Below are 23,076 nucleotides of genomic sequence, written 5' to 3' on the forward strand. Positions count from 1 at the left end.
TTATGAAAGCATATATCACAATACTTATATTTTTAACATCCACCCATATTATATTTTCTCAACAAAAAATTCCAGATTGGTTTGTTAAAAATATGGAGCAATCCATTGGGAGTTGGATTACTGATAATAAAACATATAAAAGCAAAGATGAGCCCTTTGATCAGTATGGTATGGATTGGGAATGGGGAATCGGAAAACAAAGTATCACAGGTAAACTCTATGGATTAATAAAAGGAAAAAAACAAGGAATCTTTTGGGAGTTTCGTCAATATTGGGATTTTACCAAAAACCAAGGTATTGTCGCTCAATATGGTGGTGATGGTACGGTTGGAATCGGTCCTATGACTCAAAAAGAAGGAAATCAAACTGAAATGATTCAGGAATTCATAAGCCCCAATGGTAGTAAAAATGTTCACAGGCATCTTTCTAGTTTAAAAGAAGGTGAACTTATTACCACCTCATTCGATGTTCAACCCGACAAAACATGGAAAAAAAGAAGATCGTATATTTGGTATATAACCAAAAATAAAAAAACCATGGATCTCGGTATTTTTTCAATTTCATTAACGGTAAAAAATATTAAAGCTTCTAAAAGCTTTTATGAAAAACTAGGATTTACAATGATCGATGGTAATTTGGATCAAAAATGGGTTATCCTTAAAAACGGAGCATCGAAAATTGGTTTGTTTCAGGAAATGTTTCCTAGCAATACACTGACTTTTAATTCTGAAAATGCTCGTGATATTCATAAAAAGGTAAAAGGAGAAGGAATTACAGTTACAATGTCGAATGGTATTGATAAGAAAGAAGGACCTGTATCTTTTATGATTACTGATCCTGATGGAAATCCTATTTTAATTGATCAACATTAAAAAAGGAAATTTAATCCAGAAAACCTGTCAATCTCTTAATTCCTGGCAAGCTCAAATTATTAGTACTTAAAATGTTATTTTAAAGTAAAAAGTTCGACCTTTAATACAAACTATCATTTATATGAGTCTTTCTAAAGTAACTTTTATCAATGCTGAAGGTCAATCACTATCGGGGCGTTTAGAGCTTCCTGCCGATCAGCATCCACATAATTTTGCATTATTTGCGCATTGCTTTACTTGTAATAAGAATCTGGGTGCGGTACGAAATATAAGTAGAGGACTTACTTCTCAAGGATTTGGAGTACTAAGATTTGATTTTACCGGGCTCGGAGAAAGCGAAGGTGATTTTGAAGACACCAACTTTTCTGGCAATGTCGAAGATCTTGTAGCTGCAGCAGATTTTTTGGCAAAAGAGTATAAAGCTCCTACTCTACTTATTGGGCATTCTCTTGGAGGTGCCGCTTCAATATTTGCAGCAGCAAAGATTGATACTATCAAAGCAGTTGCAACGATTGGAGCTCCTTCTAACCCAAAGCACGTTGCACATTTACTAAAAAGTGGTTTAGAAGAAATTCAAATAAATGGAAAAGCCACAATCAACCTAAGTGGAAGAGATTTTACGATAAAAAAACAATTTTTGGATGACTTAGAAACCAAATCACTTCCTGAGGTTGCAAAACATCTAAATAAAGCACTTTTGGTAATGCATTCTCCGCAAGATACTACTGTACCCATAAAAAATGCTGAAGAAATTTATCATGTTGCAAAACACCCCAAAAGCTTCGTAACCTTAGATGGGGCAGATCACTTACTGATGCGGAAAGAAGATTCTATGTATGCCGGAAATGTTATTGCAGGATGGTCCTCTCGATATATTAAAATTCCCGAAGAACCAAGACTTAAAAGTCAACACCATGTAGTTGCCAGTTTAGGAAATGCTGAAGGGTATACGACACAAATGAAAGTTGGAAATCATTATTTGATTGCCGATGAGCCAGAAAGTGTAGGAGGTCATGATTTTGGACCATCACCCTATGAGTATGTATCAGCAGGATTATCTGCCTGTACAGCTATGACCATAAAAATGTATGTTGCGAGAAAAGGGTGGGATTTACAGCATGTAGAAGTACATACCAGCTATAGTAAATCTCATATGATAGATTGTGAAAATTGTGAAGATCCAACAGCAAAAATCGATACTTTCGAAAGAGAAATAAAGATAGAAGGAAATCTCGACGAAAAACAGATTACCAGAATCTTACAAATCGCAGATAAATGCCCGGTTCATAAAACATTGCATAGCGAAACACAGGTAATTACTACTTTGATTTAAAAACTACAACAGAAAGAGCCACTAATTTCACAATAAGTTAGCGGCTCTTATCAATATTTGTTTAATCTTTTTCTAGATTATATCATTGTTTTATTAATCGTTGCGTTTTTACAATCTCACCGTTTTGATTGTTTATTGAAAGTAGGTAAATCCCAGAGTCAATACGCTTTGGAGTTATTGTTATCGTTTTACTTGATGCTGTTGTTAAAATTCTTTCCTTGTAAATTACTTTTCCTTCTAAGTTATAAATTACAGCTGTATATGATCTATTCTTTTCTGATAAAGGTGTAGAAATATTAATTGTAGTAGTAAAAGGATTAGGGTGCACCATAAAAGATTCTTTTTGTATAACTGCAATAGCCTCAGAAGATCTGGCACTAACGATTGTATATTCCACTACTAATCTGGCTGCTTTGGCTGCCCCTCCTTCATAAGAATCTGCTACTCTTTTTGCCGATGTACTGGTTAAACTATTTCCCTTACCTCTAATGATAAAGCTTACATTGTTTCCAGATGACCAATTGTTTTTATTGACCAAACTTTGCACCATACTTTTCAGATCAGGAGAACGCTGCGCATTTCCACTTTGATTACGGGACCAGGATTGTGGATTCCATGTAACTTTATTTGAAAATACTGTTCTTCCCGAAACATTATTAGATGATGAAAATACTGGTGAATTACCAGCATCATGAAGTGATATTTCTAATGTAGCCCCTGCACTATGACTTTCATCTGCAGTAAACTGTAGATACGCATTTGTTATCGTTGCATTTTTAGGTATTCCTACCGACCTGAATCGTAACCCGATAACCTGGTAACTAGAATTATTACTGCTATCATAAACCAATTCTAAATCACTACTATTAGTATATAAACTTCCGTTTTTGTCCTCTTCTACATCATCACTACCGTTGCTAATAGCAACTTCTATAGTTTGCGACCCTCCTGTAGAGGTTTCACTAAAAGTAGCAGTGACATTTTTGTTGGCATTCATAGTAATAGTAGTGGGGTTAGTGGTTCCCGTGAGTGCTCCGCTCCATCCATCAAACTGCCATCCAGATGCTGCAGTTACGGTAATAGTAGCCAAACTCCCATCGTTATAAGTTCCTCCTCCACTTATCGAGCCTTGCCCTACTGTACTTGTAGTTAATGTATAGGTAGTAGAAGATTGATTACGCATATAATTTGCATATACCGAGTACCTGTAGTTACTTTGAGATCCACTACCATAACTTGATGGCATATTGTTACCGCTTGTAGACCAACTTGATCCAGTAGCCTGATATCTTCCTGGGCTTCCGGATACATAAGCGATACCAGGGTTATTAGAAAATATCCAAGCCAACCATATCGTATCTCCGCTATTTACAGTAACAGGATTTTGTAAAGAAATGGTTTGCCATCCTCTGGTGGATCTTACTGCCGTTGCTGTAGTTTGCCCTAGCTTATTACCTGGTTTTCCGTTATTATCTACGTATACTCCTAATTGTACATCTCCGGTACCACCAGCAATATGCATTGTAATACTTTGTAAAATACCACCTTCGCTCATTGTATATGGCATTGCCCTACGGGTAGCGTGTTTTGAGTCGCTAGTACCGATAGTTGTTATACCTAGCGTATAAAGTGTAGCAGATCCATCTAATGTAGTAATACTTTTTGTTGTACTAAATCCTGAAACATTTCCTGCTGCATCTTTTGCTTTAATTTTGAAAGAGTATGTAGAATTTGGAGATAGTCCATTTACCGTATATTCTGTAGAAGCTGTTGTAGCTATTATCGTATTATTTTGATATACATCATATCCCGAAACGGCTATATTATCGGTTGATGCGTTCCAACTTAAAGATACCGAATTTACTGTTATATTAGATGATGTTAAGTTGGTTGGTACAGAAGGTACTTCATTATCTGGTACATTAGTATTATTTATAGTTATCACAGAACCATTAGAAGGATTCCATATGTCTAGATTTGAAGGTATTTGAAATACATTATTGTTTGAAACTTCTACAACTTGAGATGCATTATCCACCTTAATTGTTCTTGTTTCAATTTTATTTTCGTCAACAAAGATCCATTTAAACTGGTTAAACCTTGCCGAATTACGGGTCCAGGTTTTGTTATCATTATTAGAACGTAACGGAGCTCCCCAACAACCTTCTCCTGCATACACAGTTCCGTTTTGGTCATCTCTTATAAATCCTTCATCACTACCAGATCCCGTAGATGGACGAACGGGCCAGGTAGTTTTTACAGTATGAGCATCACATTCTACCACTAATTTTACACCTTTATCATAAAAAAGTTGTGCCCAGTTACTGTATTGGCTATTTCCTTCTCTTTTAGAAGAAACATGAGGACGCATGGGTTTATGATATTGTGCCATTTTCCAGATTACATTAGGATTAGCATTTAGATCACTTTGCAACCATGTGGTTTGACTTCCTGAAATAGAAATTTCTGTATTAAGTGTATATGTTCTTACCAAATTATCCCCAAAAGTTAGCGCATAATATACGCTTGATGACGGTACATCAAAAAGATTATAAATACTGTTGTTACTATCTTCATGATTTCCTCGGGTAGCTATAATCGGAAACATTCTGTTATCATTCGCAATTGTTAGTTGCCAGTCGTTAAACCAATCGATCCATTCAGAATTACTATCTCCATTAGTCATATCTCCACCAAACAATACTGCGTGAGGTTTTAGTTTCGCGACTAAGCGATTTGCATTTTTTCTTGGCGTACGATTGTTACGAGAGTCACCTCCGGCAATGAAAGATAATCGACTATTATCTGCCGGAGCAGTTTTAAACCAAAAACGCTCACTGGTTCCTTGACTATCTCTAATTACAAAATAATATGCTGTATTAGGAGATAATCCTGTAAGACGAGCAAAATTATTATTCATTCCTTTATAAGAAACTGTTCTGTCTGGAGCTTGTGAATTTGGGTAACTACTGTAATTTGTTCCATAATCGGTGGTTCCGTAATAAACAACAGGACTATTTCCCGATGTCTGATCCCATCCAATTACTATTGAAGTGGCTGGATTATCCCGTAAAGTTAGACGGTACTTCCCATTAGAAGCCTGAGTTTGTAATCCCAAAAGAATTACAATAAGAAAAATAAGTTTTTTCATTATTTGTGTGTTAGGGTTAGTGTATTAAGAAATCAAAAGTACCTTATTACGAATACGTTAAATACATCTTGATTTACTATTAATTGAGAATTAAATTTGGTAACATAAACTTTAAAAAATCATAACAAATAACAAGAGATTAATTAACATGAGTAAGCCAAGGACTTCCTTCATTTTCTATATGTATACTATTTTTTAACTACCCGTTTAGTCATTAAAGAATATCCGTTTTTATCTATCAGCTGAATAACATATACTCCTTTATCCAGAATTTCGGGACGAATACTTACTGTATTATTTTTAATTTGTGTTTTCTTAGAAAATACAAGTTTTCCATTAGTACTATAGATTTCAATATGTATTGCATCTTGTATTGTAGGAACAGTGATATTTAACGCTTCATCAAATGGATTAGGGTACACTTTAATTTTATGTAATTCGACATCTAATGGTGTTGTAGTTATGGTATTAATTTGATTTTCTTTACGCTCTGCGATTCTCGAATTGCTGTCAAAAGTATAATTCACTATCAATTTAGCTGCTTTATCCGAACCACTTTCATAAGCACTTGCTACTCTCTTATATCTAGTTCTCCAGGAGCTTTTTCCTTTTCCACGAATAATAAAACTCATATTATTACCAGGATTCCATCCTCCTTTATCTATTATTTGTTGTACCATCCCTTTAAGATTAGGAGTTCGTTGAGCACTACCACTTTGCCCTGCAGTCCATGGATTAGGTTTCCATCGTACTTTATGAGATACAACACTTCTACCAGATACATTATTCTCATTAGAAAACAGGGGTGAATTATCACTATTATGTAAAGAAAACTCTAGTTCTGCTTGTTTATGATGACTTTCATCGGCTGTGAACTGGATATATGCACTGTTAATAGCTGCTCCTCGTGGTATTACAATATTCTGAAAGCGAATACCTACTTTTTGAAAACTTATAAGGTTTGTAGCGTCATATACCAATTCGAGATCACTGCTATCTATATAAAGTTGTCCGACAAAATTTTCTTCTACATCATCATATCCTCCTGATACAGATACAGTAAGATTTCCTGAAAACTGCCCAACATTGACTGTTATTTCCTTTTCACTACATAGATCATGATCATCAAATGCTATTGCTTTAATATTATGAATCCCATTAGTTAAATTTTTCAGGATGCTATAGGGGGCAGTAGTATCTACATCAACCAAATTTTCATCTATATAAAATTCGACTCTATCAATTTCCCCATCGCTATCGGTTGCATTTACTTCGATCGTTGTATTCCCTGCAGGAATATGCTGTCCTTCTTGAAGTGTAGCAAAAGAAATTTGAGGCGCGCTAAACGCTTTATTTATAATCTTAATCACACTTCCGTTTGAGGGATTCCAGATATCAAGATTGTTGGGGGTTTCAAATACATTATGATTAGAAACCTCTCCTACTTGTGTTGCATTATCAACTTTTATAGTTCGTGTTTCAATTTTTGCCTCATCAATAAAAATCCATTTAAATTGATTGAATTTACCAGAATCTCTTGTCCAACTTTTGATATCATCATTATCTCGTAATGGTGCTCCCCAACCTCCTTCTCCTACATAGACTGTTCCATCCTCATCTCTTACAAATCCACCTTCATTTCCAGAATCTGTAGAAGGCCTTAAAGGCCAGGTGCTTTTTACTGTATGTGCATCACATTCTATTACCAATTTTACATCTTTATCATAAAATAACTGAGCCCAATTTGCATATTCTATAAGGTTATCTATCTTAGAAGATACATGAGGAAGCATCGGAAAATGATACTGTGCAATTTTCCAGATAATATTCTGATTAGCATTAAGATCATTCTTTAACCAGTTCGTTTGGTCTCCAGAAATAGCGGTAAGAGAATTTAGCGTATAGGTTCGTACCAGATTACGCCCAAAAGTAATCGCGTAGTGTACTCCAGAAGAAGGTACATCGAATAGATTAATAATTGTACTATTACTTTTTTCATGATTTCCTCTAGCTGCAAGAATAGGAAACATTCTTCCATCGTTGGCAATAGTTAACTGCCAATCATCAAACCAGGTTCTCCACTGTGAATCACTATCATTATCGGTCATATCTCCTCCAAAAAGTACCGCATGTGGTTTTAGTTTTGCTACCAGACGATTTGCGTTTAATCTGGGAGTTCTATTATTTCTAGAATCCCCGCCAGCAATAAAGGAAAATCTGCTATTTTCTTGTGGAGTGGTTTTAAACCAAAATCGTTTACTCACTCCTTCACTATCCTTAATCACAAAATAGTAAGCTGTATCCGGAGTTAATCCTGATAAACGAACAAAATGATTATTCATTCCACGATAAGAGACCATACGATCCGGAGATTTCGAATAGTTATAATTGGTATAATTGGTACCGTGGTCTACTGTATCAAAATATACTATAGGATTATTTCCTGAAATCTGATTCCACCCAACAACTATAGAAGTGGCTGGGTTATCCCGTAGGGTTAAACGATACTTATCATTAGAAGCATAAGTTTGCAGCCCAATAAGGGCTACAATAAGTAGATAGATTTTTTTCATGGCTGTGTAACATTGGTTAATGAACTACAAAATTAAACTAATGATAAGTAGCAAATTAAACCTGCAATAATCTTAATTAAGAATTAAATCAGATAACAAAAGCTTTCACAAAACATAACAATTAGTTCAGACTCTATTAACATTGATTACTTTTAATTTGTATCATGAAAAATCCTAAAGCATTACGTATTCTTAAAATATCAGTTTTTCTGATTTTCATTGGCAGAGCATGGCAGCACTTGTTCTGGGATGCTCCATATCGGTCTTTTTTTTGGGATGAGGGTCTTTTAAAGCCTACTATCGAAGGGGTTTTTAATATTTCATGGAAAGATTATGTAACAAGTAGTACAACAGATCATACAATTCAAGCTATTATTAGAAGTAATGGTATACTCTATCTGATAGCCGCATTTTGTGCATTAGGTTTTACTATAAATAATAAAAAATGGATGCGTTTTCCTATACTTGCAGGAGGAATTTCTTTAGTAATTCTGGCTGTTCTTCTCACTAAAGAAAAGTTTTATCATACAGCTCAATTTTTTGAACATAGCATCCAATTTGGTTTACCTTTTGTTTTACTCTATACCTATACTGATAATTTTACTTCTAAAAGGTTTATCCTTACTCTAAAAATACTAATTGCAGTTACTTTTTTTTCGCATGGACTATACGCCTTTGGGTTTTATCCTGTTCCCGGAAAATTCGTTGATATGGTTATTCAAATTGCTGGGTGCTCAGAATCTGTGGCTATCACCTTTTTATATATCGCAGGTATTTTGGATTTTGTAATTGCTGCTTTAATTTTTGTTCCCAAAACGGCTATATATACTTTGTGGTATGCATTAATATGGGGGTTGGCTACCGCATTTGCCAGAATTGTTGCCAATTTTTATATTGATTTCCCTTTACAATCTATTCACCAAAACCTTTATGAAGTATTATATCGCCTTCCTCATGGTTTAGTACCATTTATCACCATATTAGTCTTGAAAAACAAAATAATATCAAATACACCTCTAACAAAAAAGACCGTTCTTTCGAACGGTCTTTAGTATTACTCTACAAATCAGTTATTCAATAATAAAACGCTTTATTGTACCTTTTTCTTTTCTTTCAGAATTTTGGATTTTAAGTATATACATACCTGCACCCAAACGATCAAGATTGATAAAGCCATTATTATTAAGCCTTCCTTCTCCAACTACTTGTCCCATGATATTTATAATGGAATATGATGTATTTGATATTTCTTTACTAGGAACAAACACTCGAAGTAAGTTTCCTTTCTTCAATGGGTTTGGTGCAATTCTAATGGTTGATACCTCACCTTCATCTTCATCACCTAAAATAGGAGTCATACTTCCAAATGCAGCAAGTGTTTCTGCTACTAACGATCCGCCACAAGATCCTTCATAAATTTTAACATTAGAGAATATTGAGTTATTTCCGCTACCTGCATCGTTATCATTTATAAATACTAAACGATCCATACTACCTGTATAAAAATCACCTACAGGAATAACATATTTCTTGGTTCCGCTAGCATAATTATCAAAGTTGGTTACTCCATAATTTTGGGTACCATGAACTTTAAAATATCTAGAAGAAGTTAATGAATTATCATTTTCAAAACCAACTGCGTGGATTTCACCTTGAGAAGTGCTGCTAAAATCAAACTCTATTACTGTATTTGCTGTAACGGTATAGTTAAGGCTAATATATTTCCAGGTATTATTCTGCATTGATAATCCCGCTCCACCACTTACGATTGAGAAATTACCTGCGCTATCCTGATTAGAGAATGCTGTGATTGTAAAATCATTAAAATTCAATGCATCACACACCGGCGGATTTGTGGTACCATTTTGAATACTTACAGCATCTATTGCAATATCACTTTGCCAACCGCTAGTACCACTACCTGTAACTACATTAAATCGTAATTGCACACTTGCGTTACCAGCATATGTCGATAGATCTACATCTGCCGTATTCCAACCAGTACCCTGAGCACCTGTCTTAGAGAATACGCTTGTCCAGTTTCCTGTGTTATCGGTTCTTGCTTCGACTACCAAAGTGTTTATAGCACTTCCTACCATATGGTATTGGAATGCAAGTTTAGGAGTTGTTAAACTACTGAAATTTAAACAAGGAGAATTTAAAATAGCTCTTTTATTAGGATATCCTGTTCCATTACCAGAAGCTTCAACATAAAGGTAGAACGTACCATCTGCTGCACTACTTGGTCCTGTTCCTGTAGAAGGAGTAGTTCCAGAATTTCTGGTCCAGTTTAGATCATCTCCCGATGTTGCCTGCGCCCATTCTCCTAAATTAGTTTCGAAACTTTCTGAGAACGGGAATGAAGTCACATCACCAGAACAATTACCAGGTCCTGGACCTGGATCATCACAAGGATTTACAAAAGAAACAGTTTGATCTGTATTACTATTAGAACCACCGTTATTATTTTCGTTAGCATCTTGTCCTACTCCACGTGCTGCAAATGCTTTCCAAATCAAACACTTATATTTTTCGTTATATAAATCTTTATCTGCCTGAAGAATCCCATCTCTACCCGAAACAAATCCTGGGTTATTAGCTGTATTCTTTAATCCTTCAATAACAAGGGCCATAGCAATATTATTCCCACCTGTTCCATTATAAAAATCTGCATCAAAACCTTCTTGGTCTATTAAAGCCCAAGTCATATCCCAAAGAATTGTTGCAAATGCATAACCAACTCCATGTGGTACACGAAGGTTATTTATATCTCCATAATCTGTACTATTAATAGATGTATCTGTAGAATATCGAGTTGGTCTAATTCCGTTTCCAGAAGTTGGTTGGCCAAGCGCATATGTACCAACACCTCTTCCATCTGTACCTACATCACCTGCTTTCATGGTCAATATTAACCCAAAAAAGTCAGACCATCCTTCACCCATTTGCTCAGATCCTCCTAAAACATTAGAAGAAGGTCCTCCTACTAATCGAGTAGAAATACCATGTCCATACTCATGAGCTATAATCCCATTATCAAAATCTCCATCTCTCTTAGGGGTGGTTCTATTCCATAAGAACATTTGCATTCTTGGGTTACTTCCATCTGGTGGAGTACCAAAATTTGCATTATTGATACAATTAGTTCTTGGATCATTACAAGTAACGCTACCATCTTGAGCATCGGCATTTACAGAATCACTTCCTGCTCCTCCTTTACCATAGTTGTTTTCCTGAAAATTTCCACTAGCTTCATTAAAACCATATTGGTAGAAAACATCATGTATGATATTATTCCAGTAAAATAAATTAGTTATAGCGGCATCTCTATAATTGCTGGGATCCTGATTAAGATTTAATGGAAAATCAAAGTCAAGACTTGATCCTCCATTAGGAGAAGAACCTGTACCATTATTTCCGTTAATATCATCCTGTGCCCATACATTATTACCTCTTGTAATGGTGTGTTCTGCTCCATTACTTCCATTAGTATCATGCCATCCAAAAGGAGATGCTGTAGCATTTGCTGGATTTGTAACTATAGAACGACTACCATGTATTGGACTTTCTACCGGCATTGCAAGTACATTATATGAATCAGGTGCCAAAGCTGCTGTTGGTGCTTCTGCAACCGTTACTACCTCTTTGGTATCCATAAGTAATGATTCATGACTGTGTGAACCGTGATCAACACTTTCAAAAGTACATTTTACTACCCAGTTATCTTCATATATAATTTCACCTGTCGCAGCATCTACAAAACTATTCCACCAGTTATGTCCGTTTTTCTCATAGAGACTCACATTCCAACTAAGACGTAATTCGTTATTATGTAATTTATAGACTTTTCTAACTTGAATAGGTTCATTGTCCCCTGTAATTCCAGAATCTGTAAATTGTGAAACATCGTTTCCATTAGATTTGCTTACAGTTTTAGATAATCTTTTAGCAGAAGGCAAGTTATGCGCCCTTATAACCGCATTTATTGCCGAAACCTCTGTAGAAGATGCTTTTGTAGAAGTTACTTTTGATTTTACTCCTTTAATAAATTGATCAATTTCATAAGTAATTTTACCATTATTAACTGTTAACTTATAAGCTCCATCTACAATAGGAATTCCATTATAAAGCTGATTAACATATACATGTGTTATACCAGGCTTTAATGAAGGAACCTCATCTGTAATTCTCCATTCTGAAAAATCAGTATTTAAAGTTTTTGAAGATTCATTTTTAGCAATATCGCTAAAGTGATTTCGAACTAGTGTGTTCGAGTTCTGTGCAAGAATTGTTTGCCCTATTAAAAATAATAGAATGACAAACGAGTAACCTTTTTTCATAAAAAAAATTTTTGAGTTTGTGTTCTATAAAATTAACAAAAATTAAAGCATTTATATAAACAAATGAGAATATCTCACGAAACACACGAAATTTAACAATTATATTGAAATATGTTCAATATCAACATTGTAATGCTTTTTGTTATTCATAATACTTTGCTTAGCTATTATAAATACTGGTTCTATAATCAAAACATTTTTTATCAAAAATTTTACTTAAAAAAAGGAAAGAATAAGAATCCCATTTTAACATTACGGAAAAAGTGTCGAATTTAGTATCAACTTTTTCTAAAACTAACGTTAGTTATCTTTACTAAATATCAAATTTGATTAACACTATTAAACAAACATTAAACAAAATATTCTTAACCTGAGGCAAATTTTGTTTTGTATTTTCGATAAAATTATAGACTATGAAAAATCAAATTTTTGAAACTTCACTCAATTCTAGTCATAGTATTATTGTGCCAGATAAAATTGCACAATATCTTATAGAAGAAGGACATAAAAGAGTGATTGTAGAAATTACTTTCAATACATTATCGGTACGATTTCATGCTGCTTTACAAAAATGGAAAAGTAATTATCTTATTACTTTTAACAAACAAAATCAAAAGAAACTAGGTGTTTTTCCTACAGATTTTTTTAAAGTTGCCTTACACGAAGATACTACCAAATACGGAGTAGAGATGCCAGAAGAATTTGATGCTGTTTTACAAAGTGACCTGGAAGCTTTAGATATCTTTGAATCTTTGACCGATGGAAAGAAAAGAAGCTTAATTTACTATATTCTAAAAATAAAAAATTCTCAATCCCGAATCGATAAAGCTCTAATTATCACTGAAAACCTAAAACGAGGTGTGCGTGATAATAAAGAACTCTTCAAAAGAATATAATTTACATATTATAAATGCTTCGGGATTTCCTATCCAAATTCTTTGTCATAAACTAAAACTACATTATATTACGTTTGTAAATGACATACAAACCATAAAACTATGAAAACGTTAAAATTGGTAGTGTTAGCTTTCTTATCTATAGCTGTATTTGGTTGTAAAGGAGAAAAGAAAGAAGCTACAGATCAAGAGAACACCAAAGAAAATGTAGATACTACTACAGATCAAGAAGAAGAGGATAATACAAAGACCCTAGAGTTCACTCTAGAACCAAAAAGTGATAGTAAAGTTTCTGGCAAAGTTATTTTTACCGAATCTGAAGGTATGGTAAACATGATAGCAGAATTAACAGGACTAGATGAAGGGGAGCATGCTATCCATATTCACGAAAAAGCAGATTGTACGTCGGCAGATGGTAAATCTACAGGAGGGCATTGGAACCCAACGATGGAACCTCATGGGAAATGGGGTGCCAAAGAAGGGTATCACAAGGGAGATATAGGAAACTTTAAAGCCGATGCAAGCGGTAATGGCAATATAACTTTTGCTACTAACGAATGGTGTATTGGTTGTGATGATGATAAAAAGAATATTGTAGGTAAAGCAATTATTGTACATAAAGGTATAGATGATTTTACTTCTCAACCTTCTGGTGCTGCAGGTAGCAGAGTGAGTTGTGGTGGGATTATCCAATAAAATTATCTTACATAACAAAAAAGAGGCTATTCAGAATAGCCTCTTTTTATTTTATATCTTTTTCAATTATAGTTCTAAAAGTTAAATTAATCCTTGGGGTGCTTATCTTTTTTGTTGGGGGTAAACGATGCAGCCAATTAGTCTGTGTTGTATCCTTCATTATTAACAAGCTACCATTTTCTAAAACCAATGCTCTTTTTTCTTTTGTAGCTTTATGCTTAAAAGCAAATTTTCGTTCTGCTCCAAAACTCAATGATGCGATTGCTCCATTTTTTTTTAGATCTTTTTCTGCATCACTATGCCAAGCCATTCCTTCGCTACCAGTATGGTATAAATTAAGCAAGCAAGAATTAAATGTTTCGTCTGTTTTTTGTTCTATAAGTTCCTTTAATTCTAACAATTCTGGTATCCAGGGTAATGCTAATTTTGTAGTGTTTGAATATGTATATTCGAATGATTTTTCTGCATACCAGGCTACTTTACGTTTGGTTACAATTCGTTTACCAAAAATGATAGCCTCATCATTTTTCCATTCTATATTTTCTAATAAGCAATTATAATAATGATTGGCTTGCTGTGATGGCATCAATTTTCCATAATAATTCACGATACCATCATGGGGCAATATATTTTTCTCATGATCTATGATATGACTAAACAAATCCATTCTTCCATTTTTTATATTCACTTTTCATACAATGTCCGCAAGGCCTGTATCCTTGATTTTTTGCTTCGTTTTCTGACAAAAAAAATACTCGATTTTCTCGTTTCATTCTCTTTCCCGACCTACATTTCAAAGTTCCATAAATTTTGAGTTTTAGGTTACCTCCAAAGCAAATTTCTTTTTGCCTGATTTTTTTTCTTAAGCCTGTATTTCCTATTTCTTTGTGTAATATCATTCTAACTAACAGCATCATGAAAAATCACTCCTAAGGTATATCTTTTGCCACTATGTAGCTCGCTCACTCCATGTTTCATATTTACCCTGTAATATCCTTTTGTTCCCTTTACAGGTCTAAAGTTAGTTGTAAAAATAAGCATATCTCCTTTTTTAGGCTGTAAAACAATAGCTTTAGACTGTGCTCTGGGAGTTTGTTGTGTTACAACAAATTCTCCTCCTGTATAATCATTATCTGGTTCGTTTAAAAACAAAACAGTTTGGAGAGGAAAATACACGTCTCCATATAAGTCCTGATGCAAAGTATTAAATCCCCCTTTTCCATATTTTAAAATCAATGGTGTAGGTTTTAACTGATGATTAGAATGACACAATGTTTGTAACTCCCCAAGTGTTTCGGGAAAGATTTTGTTTATTTTCAATACTTTCATCCACAAATTGGCAATTGGAGCAAGTTTTGGATATATATTTTCTCTAATAGCCTGTACAAGTTCTGGTAATGGGTAATCAAAATATTTATACTCCCCCAAACCAAACCTGTATCGTTCCATTATTACAGTTTTGCGATAACCTGTAGGATTATCGTATCTACCTATCATTTCTCTACATTGATTTTCTGAAAGAAATTCTGGGATAATGGCATATCCTTTTTTATGCATTTCATTGGTTATTATTTGCCAATCTATAGTTTCTATTTTACGTTGTATTTCTTTCACCGTCTTTGCACGTTTACATGTTTTTATTTATACTTTTCTCTGAAATCGTAAAACTCTTATAATTATCAGGTTCTTAAAACCCGTTTCTTGCGTTGTTATTAATATAAATGTTCTGCTGTAACCTAATAATCCAGTATTCTAATACAATTTTACTATCTTTTAGTATGCTACATAAGGCTTGTTCCTGTACCATTATAGCGTTATAGAAATTTCATTTTTCTTTATACATTTTAATGACTTTTCAAAATAGCATTTCACCAAAATAAAATTAACTTTGTAACAAATTATTAATCAATGAATCCTTCAACTTCGGGTTGGATAGAAAAATTTTTACGAGATCTCGATAGTGACCCTAATTTACCTCAATGGTCATTTGATGAGCTATATCTCGATTTAAGACGAATAGGTTTTATCTATGGTACCTCTATAGATACTATTATAGTTAATGATTCTGATATTGTTTATTCTGAAGAAGAAAAGACAAAGATCAATTTATTCGCTGCACTAGTAATTACCTACTATGATACAATCGAAAATGCCGATAAAAATGATTGTGTTGATGCACTTGTACAGTTCTATGATTTTTTAGATACCAAAAAATCTATTTTTTCTTTGGGGAATATACTTCCTGGGAATAAAAATGAAAAGCTCGAAAAAATTATACATGCCCGTATACAAACTAATGAGTCTGTTTTTAAGAAAAACTTTAGTCATCTATTAACAAATGCATTATTATTTATTGATGTGTTAGCTTTTGAGTATTTTCTTATACATGATAAGGATCCTTTTGGGTATGCTGCCAAATTAGAGGAAACCTTAACAAATACTGTTTTTCTTGCTCTTAACTCTAAAAAAGAGCAAGATGAATATGACAAGCTTTTAGTTAAGCTATTCTCTTCATCTGTACGGTATACTAATATTTCTACAGAAGAAGAAGCTAGTTTTGATTATATAGAACTAGATCCATATACAGATGAAATTGAAAAAAAATATATTCTGGATCTTACCAGTTTAGCTGTTTGGAATGATAGAGAAGTAGATACAGGAGAACAGAGTTTTATGCTGGCTCTTGGTACAGAGCTTGAGCTATCTCATACGGTAATAGCAGAATCAATTGATTTGGTACAATCGTTCATTAATGAACATAAAGAAAATATTTCATTTTTTAATTACTCGAATCCTGCATTACATTTTTACCAGCAAACCTCACGAACGGTAAGTATATTGATACTAAGGAATAAAAAAAGATTAATTAAAGAAATCTCTGAAAGTAAAGATCTAATGATTTTATTAGGGCAATCTACTATGCGGGATTTATCTAAGGAAGAAAAACAACAAGTAAAAAAACAACTACTTGATATCTGTAAAACGATACCTTCTTTGGCTATTTTTATTCTTCCTGGCGGGAGCTTACTATTACCTTTGCTGGTTAAATTTATTCCTCAGCTATTACCATCTGCATTTAATGAGAATAAATAATTATATCTCAAGTTTTTTAAGTTCTCCATAATTTCTTTTCAATCTTCGGGTAAAAATCCCATAAATAACCCTGTAGAATAATGCTATTATTCCTATAAACATTGATGTAACCAATAAAGTAACCACTACGACTAACCATACTGGCAATTGGTTTTCGACAGAATTGTTCTGAAATGTTTCTGTGAATATAAGTGCATAACTCATGGTAGCAACCATTGCTAATGCAAAAAAGCTAATATTTACCCAGATATATCGTTTTACTGTTCTTCTGGTTTTTATAATATTTTCCATTAATACTTTAGCAGAATCGGTAACCTTTATTTTCTTATAGTTTATATAAAAACGAGTAATAAAGTATAGCAAGATACCGTAAGAAACAATCGAAGCTATCAAGGAGAATGACCCCATATCTACCTTTTCTACCTTCGAATACATTCCGTTTAGTCTAAATACGACATCCAAAGAAGCCCATAATAGAAACTCTAAAATACTAATGATAAAAATCCATCTTACAATAGAAGAAGATTTTTTTAGAATCATTTTATATATTTCTTTATATGACAATCTGGGAAGCACATCTTCTTGCTTCTTCCAGTCCTTCTTTAATAGCTCTAATTCATCCATGGGGTTACGGATTTAGTATTTTTTTCAACTTCGTTTTAACTCTATTCATCTTTACTCGGGCATTTACCTCGCTAATACCCATGGTATCAGCTATTTCTCTATATGATTTATCTTCAAGATATAAGAAAACCAGAGCTTTCTCTATATCATTTAATTGTTTTACTGCTGCATACATTAGTTTCAGTTGCTGCTCGACCTCATCATCATATTCTTCAGCTTTTATCTTAAAATTCATCGTATCAAGATCTGCTGTCTTAATACTTCTTTTGGACCTTCTGTATAATGTAATTGCAGTATTTAATGCAACTCTATACATCCAAGTGCTAAACTTAGCGTCTCCTCTAAACTTAGGATATGCTTTCCAAAGCTGAATCGTTATTTCCTGAAACAAATCATTATGTGAATCAGAATCACTGGTATATATTCTACAGACCTTGTGCACAATATTCTGATTTTGCTCAAGATTGGTTACAAAACTATGTTCTAATTCTTTATTCACTTTGGTCGGTTACTTCTTATATGTAGTCAAGAAAACGTTTATGTTACAAATAAAAATAAAAGTATGATAATTTTTGTCATAAATCCAAGTATTCTGTAGGGTATATAATTTTATCACTTTATCTTTGTAAAACAACATATATCTTATGAATATTCCACATACCAATTTACCCAGATTAGTCGTAATTGGCGGGGGTTTTGCAGGGGTTGCATTAGCAAGAAAAATGGTTAAAGAAGATGTACAACTAGTCTTATTAGACAGGCATAATTACCACACTTTCCAACCACTTCTTTACCAGGTATCTACATCATCATTAGAACCAGATTCTATTGCATATCCACTTCGTAAGATTGTTAAAAGAGGTAAAAATACTTTTTTTAGAATGGCAGAAGTAACAGCCATAGATCCAGATATTCAAAATGTACATACCAATATTGGTAGTATTTCTTATGATTATCTTGTTATTGCTACAGGTGCGCGAACCAATTTTTTTGGAAATACTACTATTGAAAATAATGCGATGCGAATGAAAAACTTACCGCAAGCATTAAATTTACGTAGCTTAATGCTTGAAAACCTAGAGCAGGCAGTGATTACCACAGATCCAGAAGAAAGGAAAGAGCTTCTGCGTTTTGTGCTCGCAGGTGCTGGTCCAACAGGAGTTGAACTAGCAGGAGGAATTGCAGAATTAAAATTAAATGTGCTTCCCAGAGATTATCCTGATATGAATTTTGAAGATATGGAAATTCATTTGATAGAAGGCGCTCCTCGTGTGCTCCCTCCTATGAGTGAACATGCATCAGAAAAAGCTGCTAAATTCTTAAAAAAAATGGGGGTACATATTCATACCAATACCCAAGTACAACACTATGAAAATAATATTGTAAGTACCAATACTGACCTATCTCTTAGAACCGCCACCTTTATATGGTCTGCCGGTGTCACAGGAGCTCCCGTATCAGGAATACATGCAGATTCCCTGATCCCAAGAGCTAATCGCTATAAAGTAAACGAATTCAATCAGATCGATGGGTACGAAAATATTTTTGCTATCGGTGATATCTCAGTAATGGAAACAAAAAAATATCCCAAGGGGCATCCAATGGTCGCACAACCAGCGATACAACAAGGAAGTCATCTTGCCAAAAACTTAAAACGCTACCTTAAAGGTAAAGACATGACTCCTTTTAAATATTTCGACAAAGGGTCTATGGCTACTATCGGTCGTAATAAAGCAGTAGTGGATATCGGAAAATTTAAATTCGGAGGTTTCTTTGCCTGGTTTATATGGATGTTTATTCATTTATGGTTCCTGGTAGGTTTTAGAAATCGATTTGTTACTTTCTTTAACTGGGTATACAATTACATAAATTATGATAAAGCAGCAAGATTGATAGTAAGGCCGTTTAAGAATAAAGAAGATACTATAGAACGAGTGTAGTGTTATCTTACTCCATACTTCAAAATAGGAAGATAGTTATGCTTCTTAAATTTTAATGTTCTGTTAGAATTAGAATACCTCAATTTTCTTTTTCATAATTTCTTCACCATACCCAAATCTTTCAATAAGTAAGACAATGTCTGTGTGTTCATAGCATTAATTACAACAAAGTAGAAAATCCTATAAATGATTTTATGAAAGGTATCATCGCTATCAAATAATATAAATCAATGAAGCAATTTACCTTCATCGCTTATAGAAAACCATTGAGCAGTACAAAAAAACATCTCAACGAATTCTTCAGGAATCTCACTGCTTATAAAACTAATTTGGATCTATAGAAATATCGACATACCTGTTCTAAGTTCGAGATATTCATTATAAAAGCTTATCCGATACTCTTTTTCATAAAACAGAATAGTGATACAGAAGTTCATATGACTTCGAAATACTACTAACACCCTAAAACCTGAAGACCATGAAAAGAATATTACTTTTTATTACTATCCTATTGTGTGTAGAAGTAATGGCACAAAACACAAATAACACTGATTTTTGGCAAGAGGATAAAATTATACACAGTGTTGGCTCTTTTGGCATAAGTACTATTACTTATACTTATTTATCGATTCATCCAAAACACAAGAAACTTCCCGAATTGCAAAAGCGATTAATTTCTCTTTCTACCACCATAATCATAGGTAGCATAAAGGAAGTCGTTGATAGTACATCATCAAATCATTATGCATCCTGGGGTGATATGGGGGCAAATGCTATAGGAGCATTAACTTTTCAGGCCGTTGTTACTATTCCTTTAAATTTTAATACAAGACATAAAAGAAAAAAACAACATTACAATTAATCCATAAAATTCTACAGTTCGGTAAAATTCAATTTCAGTTTTTGTATAGATAGACCATTTTTGAACTCGAAATCAAAAAACTATTATATACATGAAACTAGCACTAACCATTGCCTTTATCACAATTCTATTCTCTGCAAATGCTCAAACCTCTATTACAGGAAATGTGACCGATGCATCAGGAATCCCTATTGAAGGAGCAAATGTCTATCTCGACGGAACTTATGATGGAGGATCTTCTGATACAAATGGAACTTTTTCTTTCTCCACTTCAGAAACAGGGCCTCAAACCTTACTAGTTTCTTTTCTTTCTTTTGAGACATATACGATAGTAATCGATGTCTCTGCAATGAACAATTTAAAAATTACACTACGAGAAGATGTAAATTCTTTAGGTAGTGTAGTTCTTAATGCTGGAACGTTTTCTGCTGGGGATAACAGCAAAGCCTCTGTACTCTCTCCTTTGGACATTGTTACTACAGCAGGTGCTGCAGGGGATTACATTGGTGCTTTTCAGACTTTACCAGGAACTTCTACCGTTGCCGAAGACGGTAGGCTTTTTGTACGCGGTGGAGATGCTAATGAAACTAATATCTATATCGATGGGTTGAGAGTTTTTCAACCCTTTGCCGCAACCACAAATAATATCCCTACTCGTGGGAGGTTTTCGCCTTTTCTTTTTAAAGGCACCAACTTTTCTACCGGAGGCTATTCTGCAGAATATGGCGATGCATTATCAAGTGTTTTATTGTTAAATACTATCGATGAACCCGATCAGGAAAAAACAGATTTATCTTTTATAAGTGTTGGTCTTGGTTTAGGAAATACACAAAAGTGGAAAAAGAACTCTTTAAGTATTAATGCTTTTTACCTAAACCTAAAACCATATCAAGAAATTATATCACAACGGGTAGATTGGAAAAAACCATACGAATCGTTATCAGGAGAAGCGGTATATCGCCATACATTTGAAAAAGGGCTTTTAAAAGTATACGGAGGTTTAAACTACTCCGAATTTGATCTTGTTCAAGAAGATATCAATACGCCAGAAGGAGTTAATTTTGGACTTAAAAACAGGAATTTATATCTCAACACTTCGTATAAAGGAAGTTTAGGTAACGATTGGACTATCACAACTGGTACTAGTTTTGCGAATGATCATAACGATATTAAAATTGTAAATACCAATGTCGATAACAATGAGAACAGTTTTCATTTTAAATTGAAATTAAGAAAGAGATTTAGCAATCGTTTTAAATTAAATTTTGGTGCAGAACAATATGTAGGTACGTTTTCAGAACATGTTTCTGTTCCTGATTCTGATCCTTTTAAAAGTTCATTTGATAATAATAGTACTGCAGCTTTTACTGAAGCTAATGTGTTTTTCAGTAAAAAACTAGCAATGCAAATAGGAGTCCGTGGAGTTCATAACACCTTATTAGATTATACCAAGATCTCACCCAGAGCTTCTTTAGCATATAAAACGTCATCAAAATCTCAGATATCATTAGCATATGGTGATTTTTACCAAGCACCACAACAAGATGTTTTAAAATATAATGAAACTCTGGAACCCGAAAAATCATCGCATTATATTTTTAATTACCTATATCAAAATAATCGAAGAACTTTTAGAGCCGAAGCCTATTACAAATCTTATGAAGAACTCGTTAAATTTGATACAGATCGCCCAGAGTTTACCAGTTTGTATACTAATAATGGAAGAGGTTATGCTGCTGGACTAGATATCTTCTGGCGAGATAACAAATCTATCAAGAATCTCGAGTATTGGGCCAGTTATTCTTATCTAGATACTAAAAGAGATTACAGAAATTATCCTAATAAAGCGACTCCAAATTTTGCAGCAAAACACAACCTGTCTTTGGTTACTAAATACTGGATCGAAGATTGGAAATCATTAATGAGTGCCACTTATAATTTTGCATCTGGTAGACCCTATAATAATCCCAATCAATCTGTATTTCAAAATGAAAAGACAAAAACTTATAATTCAATCAACTTTAGTTGGGCATATCTTATCAGTCAACAAAAAATCCTATACTTCTCGGTTTCTAATGTACTAGGGTTTGATAATGTTTTTAACTATCAATATGCAAATACACCCAATGTCGACGGAAACTTCTCCAGGCGAGCTATAACACCTAATGCAGATCGCTTTTTTATTGTTGGTTTTTTCTGGACCATCAGTGATAATAAAACCGATAATCAATTAGATAATCTATAAAACTATACTATTATGAAAACTTTAAAATTTACGATCATCCTATTACTCATGTTATGTACAAAAACAAGTATTGCCCAGGAATCAGAATTTTCTCTTACCGTTATGATCACCAATATAGAATCCGACAAGGGTACAATACAGGTAGGATTATATGATAATAAAGGTAATTTCCTGAATAAAACATATCAATCTATCAGTACCAAAGCCAAAACCGGAAGTGTCGAAGTCATTTTCAAAAATGTTCCTAAAGGAGAATATGCTATCTCATTATATCACGATACTGATAATAACCAAAAATTGAACACTTTTCTTAGCATCCCTACAGAGCCATATGGGACCAGTAATAATGCAAAAGGAAGGTTTGGACCACCACAATGGGAAGATGCTAAGTTCTCTATTTCTGATAAAGCAATCGTACAATCTATCAAATTATAAGTGTATTTACATTTCA

At 33.7% G+C, this 23,076-nt stretch carries 18 protein-coding genes; 10 read left to right on the forward strand and 8 right to left on the reverse strand.

Annotated features, from left to right (window positions below; genetic code table 11):
• Positions 1 to 2: 2 nt before the first annotated feature.
• Both DG435_RS26075 and DG435_RS06165 read left to right on the forward strand, forming a co-directional pair.
• Positions 3 to 872 (forward strand): VOC family protein, encoded by an 870-nt coding sequence (locus DG435_RS26075; RefSeq protein ID WP_369871722.1) that lies wholly within the window; start codon positions 3 to 5, stop codon positions 870 to 872.
• A gap of 121 nt (positions 873 to 993) precedes the next feature.
• Positions 994 to 2,205, forward strand: a complete 1,212-nt coding sequence (locus DG435_RS06165) for a bifunctional alpha/beta hydrolase/OsmC family protein (RefSeq protein WP_106793338.1) — start codon at positions 994 to 996, stop codon at positions 2,203 to 2,205.
• Between the two features lie 82 nt (positions 2,206 to 2,287).
• Here DG435_RS06165 and DG435_RS06170 read toward each other — a convergent pair whose 3' ends face one another.
• Together DG435_RS06170 and DG435_RS06175 are read right to left on the reverse strand one after the other, a co-directional pair.
• Positions 2,288 to 5,356: a fibronectin type III domain-containing protein gene (locus DG435_RS06170; protein ID WP_106793337.1), complete on the reverse strand. Its 3,069-nt coding sequence runs from the start codon at positions 5,354 to 5,356 to the stop codon at positions 2,288 to 2,290.
• Between the two features lie 188 nt (positions 5,357 to 5,544).
• The gene (locus tag DG435_RS06175; RefSeq protein WP_106793336.1) at positions 5,545 to 7,929 is read right to left on the reverse strand and encodes an Ig-like domain-containing protein; all 2,385 of its coding nucleotides are present in this window, start codon (positions 7,927 to 7,929) and stop codon (positions 5,545 to 5,547) included.
• 164 nt (positions 7,930 to 8,093) lie between these two features.
• Here DG435_RS06175 and DG435_RS06180 point away from each other — a divergent pair, with 164 nt between their 5' ends.
• Positions 8,094 to 8,981 carry a hypothetical protein gene (locus DG435_RS06180; RefSeq protein ID WP_106793335.1) on the forward strand — a complete coding sequence of 296 codons (888 nt, stop codon included), beginning with the start codon at positions 8,094 to 8,096 and terminating at the stop codon, positions 8,979 to 8,981.
• An 18-nt stretch (positions 8,982 to 8,999) separates the two neighbouring features.
• Here the strand turns inward: DG435_RS06180 and DG435_RS06185 are convergent, their stop codons facing one another.
• Positions 9,000 to 12,269 carry a M36 family metallopeptidase gene (locus DG435_RS06185; RefSeq protein ID WP_106793334.1) on the reverse strand — a complete coding sequence of 1,090 codons (3,270 nt, stop codon included), beginning with the start codon at positions 12,267 to 12,269 and terminating at the stop codon, positions 9,000 to 9,002.
• Between the two features lie 413 nt (positions 12,270 to 12,682).
• Between DG435_RS06185 and DG435_RS06190 the strand changes: the two genes are divergently transcribed.
• Together DG435_RS06190 and DG435_RS06195 are read left to right on the forward strand one after the other, a co-directional pair.
• On the forward strand, positions 12,683 to 13,165 hold the full coding sequence (locus DG435_RS06190) for a YdeI/OmpD-associated family protein (RefSeq protein ID WP_106793333.1): 483 nt from the start codon (positions 12,683 to 12,685) through the stop codon (positions 13,163 to 13,165).
• Between the two features lie 102 nt (positions 13,166 to 13,267).
• Entirely contained in the window at positions 13,268 to 13,861 is a 594-nt protein-coding gene (locus tag DG435_RS06195; protein ID WP_106793332.1) for a superoxide dismutase family protein, read from the forward strand.
• A gap of 46 nt (positions 13,862 to 13,907) precedes the next feature.
• Here DG435_RS06195 and DG435_RS06200 read toward each other — a convergent pair whose 3' ends face one another.
• The 3 genes from DG435_RS06200 to DG435_RS06210 are packed head-to-tail and all read right to left on the reverse strand — an operon-like array spanning position 13,908 to position 15,475.
• Complete coding sequence (locus DG435_RS06200) at positions 13,908 to 14,528, reverse strand: alpha-ketoglutarate-dependent dioxygenase AlkB (RefSeq protein ID WP_106793331.1); 621 nt, start codon at positions 14,526 to 14,528, stop codon at positions 13,908 to 13,910.
• The gene (locus DG435_RS06205) at positions 14,515 to 14,760 is read right to left on the reverse strand and encodes an Ada metal-binding domain-containing protein (RefSeq protein ID WP_106793330.1); all 246 of its coding nucleotides are present in this window, start codon (positions 14,758 to 14,760) and stop codon (positions 14,515 to 14,517) included. The genes DG435_RS06200 and DG435_RS06205 overlap by 14 nt, the downstream gene beginning before the upstream one ends.
• 1 nt (position 14,761) lies before the next feature.
• On the reverse strand, positions 14,762 to 15,475 hold the full coding sequence (locus DG435_RS06210) for a 2OG-Fe(II) oxygenase (protein ID WP_106793329.1): 714 nt from the start codon (positions 15,473 to 15,475) through the stop codon (positions 14,762 to 14,764).
• Between the two features lie 294 nt (positions 15,476 to 15,769).
• On the opposite strand from DG435_RS06210, the gene DG435_RS06215 reads away from it, so the two are divergent.
• Complete coding sequence (locus DG435_RS06215; protein WP_106793328.1) at positions 15,770 to 16,954, forward strand: LETM1-related biofilm-associated protein; 1,185 nt, start codon at positions 15,770 to 15,772, stop codon at positions 16,952 to 16,954.
• Here DG435_RS06215 and DG435_RS06220 read toward each other — a convergent pair whose 3' ends face one another.
• Complete coding sequence (locus tag DG435_RS06220; RefSeq protein ID WP_106793327.1) at positions 16,955 to 17,578, reverse strand: hypothetical protein; 624 nt, start codon at positions 17,576 to 17,578, stop codon at positions 16,955 to 16,957.
• 4 nt (positions 17,579 to 17,582) lie between these two features.
• Positions 17,583 to 18,077, reverse strand: a complete 495-nt coding sequence (locus DG435_RS06225; RefSeq protein ID WP_024770240.1) for an RNA polymerase sigma factor — start codon at positions 18,075 to 18,077, stop codon at positions 17,583 to 17,585.
• A 145-nt stretch (positions 18,078 to 18,222) separates the two neighbouring features.
• Between DG435_RS06225 and DG435_RS06230 the strand changes: the two genes are divergently transcribed.
• The 4 genes from DG435_RS06230 to DG435_RS06245 all read left to right on the forward strand — a co-directional run bounded on the left by DG435_RS06230 (position 18,223) and on the right by DG435_RS06245 (position 23,060).
• On the forward strand, positions 18,223 to 19,518 hold the full coding sequence (locus DG435_RS06230; protein ID WP_106793326.1) for an NAD(P)/FAD-dependent oxidoreductase: 1,296 nt from the start codon (positions 18,223 to 18,225) through the stop codon (positions 19,516 to 19,518).
• Between the two features lie 478 nt (positions 19,519 to 19,996).
• A complete protein-coding gene (locus DG435_RS06235) occupies positions 19,997 to 20,380 on the forward strand; it encodes a hypothetical protein (RefSeq protein WP_234387129.1) in 384 nt (127 codons plus the stop codon).
• A gap of 91 nt (positions 20,381 to 20,471) precedes the next feature.
• The gene (locus DG435_RS06240; RefSeq protein WP_106793324.1) at positions 20,472 to 22,625 is read left to right on the forward strand and encodes a TonB-dependent receptor; all 2,154 of its coding nucleotides are present in this window, start codon (positions 20,472 to 20,474) and stop codon (positions 22,623 to 22,625) included.
• Positions 22,626 to 22,637: 12 nt separating this feature from the next.
• Complete coding sequence (locus tag DG435_RS06245) at positions 22,638 to 23,060, forward strand: DUF2141 domain-containing protein (protein WP_106793323.1); 423 nt, start codon at positions 22,638 to 22,640, stop codon at positions 23,058 to 23,060.
• Positions 23,061 to 23,076 lie beyond the last annotated feature (16 nt).

Source organism: Aquimarina sp. Aq78, from assembly GCF_900299525.1.
Classification (GTDB): domain Bacteria; phylum Bacteroidota; class Bacteroidia; order Flavobacteriales; family Flavobacteriaceae; genus Aquimarina.

Excerpts from the sequence above, each read along its gene's own strand:
- DG435_RS06205 (WP_106793330.1), bottom strand. The coding sequence starts at position 14,760 with ATGATATTACACAAAGAAATAGGAAATACAGGCTTAAGAAAAAAAATC.
- DG435_RS06245 (WP_106793323.1), top strand. The coding sequence starts at position 22,638 with ATGAAAACTTTAAAATTTACGATCATCCTATTACTCATGTTATGTACA.
- DG435_RS26075 (WP_369871722.1), top strand. The coding sequence starts at position 3 with ATGAAAGCATATATCACAATACTTATATTTTTAACATCCACCCATATT.
- DG435_RS06165 (WP_106793338.1), top strand. The coding sequence starts at position 994 with ATGAGTCTTTCTAAAGTAACTTTTATCAATGCTGAAGGTCAATCACTA.
- DG435_RS06235 (WP_234387129.1), top strand. The coding sequence starts at position 19,997 with ATGAAAAGAATATTACTTTTTATTACTATCCTATTGTGTGTAGAAGTA.
- DG435_RS06240 (WP_106793324.1), top strand. The coding sequence starts at position 20,472 with ATGAAACTAGCACTAACCATTGCCTTTATCACAATTCTATTCTCTGCA.
- DG435_RS06215 (WP_106793328.1), top strand. The coding sequence starts at position 15,770 with ATGAATCCTTCAACTTCGGGTTGGATAGAAAAATTTTTACGAGATCTC.
- DG435_RS06175 (WP_106793336.1), bottom strand. The coding sequence starts at position 7,929 with ATGAAAAAAATCTATCTACTTATTGTAGCCCTTATTGGGCTGCAAACT.
- DG435_RS06185 (WP_106793334.1), bottom strand. The coding sequence starts at position 12,269 with ATGAAAAAAGGTTACTCGTTTGTCATTCTATTATTTTTAATAGGGCAA.
- DG435_RS06170 (WP_106793337.1), bottom strand. The coding sequence starts at position 5,356 with ATGAAAAAACTTATTTTTCTTATTGTAATTCTTTTGGGATTACAAACT.
- DG435_RS06180 (WP_106793335.1), top strand. The coding sequence starts at position 8,094 with ATGAAAAATCCTAAAGCATTACGTATTCTTAAAATATCAGTTTTTCTG.
- DG435_RS06200 (WP_106793331.1), bottom strand. The coding sequence starts at position 14,528 with ATGGATTTGTTTAGTCATATCATAGATCATGAGAAAAATATATTGCCC.
- DG435_RS06230 (WP_106793326.1), top strand. The coding sequence starts at position 18,223 with ATGAATATTCCACATACCAATTTACCCAGATTAGTCGTAATTGGCGGG.
- DG435_RS06220 (WP_106793327.1), bottom strand. The coding sequence starts at position 17,578 with ATGGATGAATTAGAGCTATTAAAGAAGGACTGGAAGAAGCAAGAAGAT.
- DG435_RS06195 (WP_106793332.1), top strand. The coding sequence starts at position 13,268 with ATGAAAACGTTAAAATTGGTAGTGTTAGCTTTCTTATCTATAGCTGTA.
- DG435_RS06190 (WP_106793333.1), top strand. The coding sequence starts at position 12,683 with ATGAAAAATCAAATTTTTGAAACTTCACTCAATTCTAGTCATAGTATT.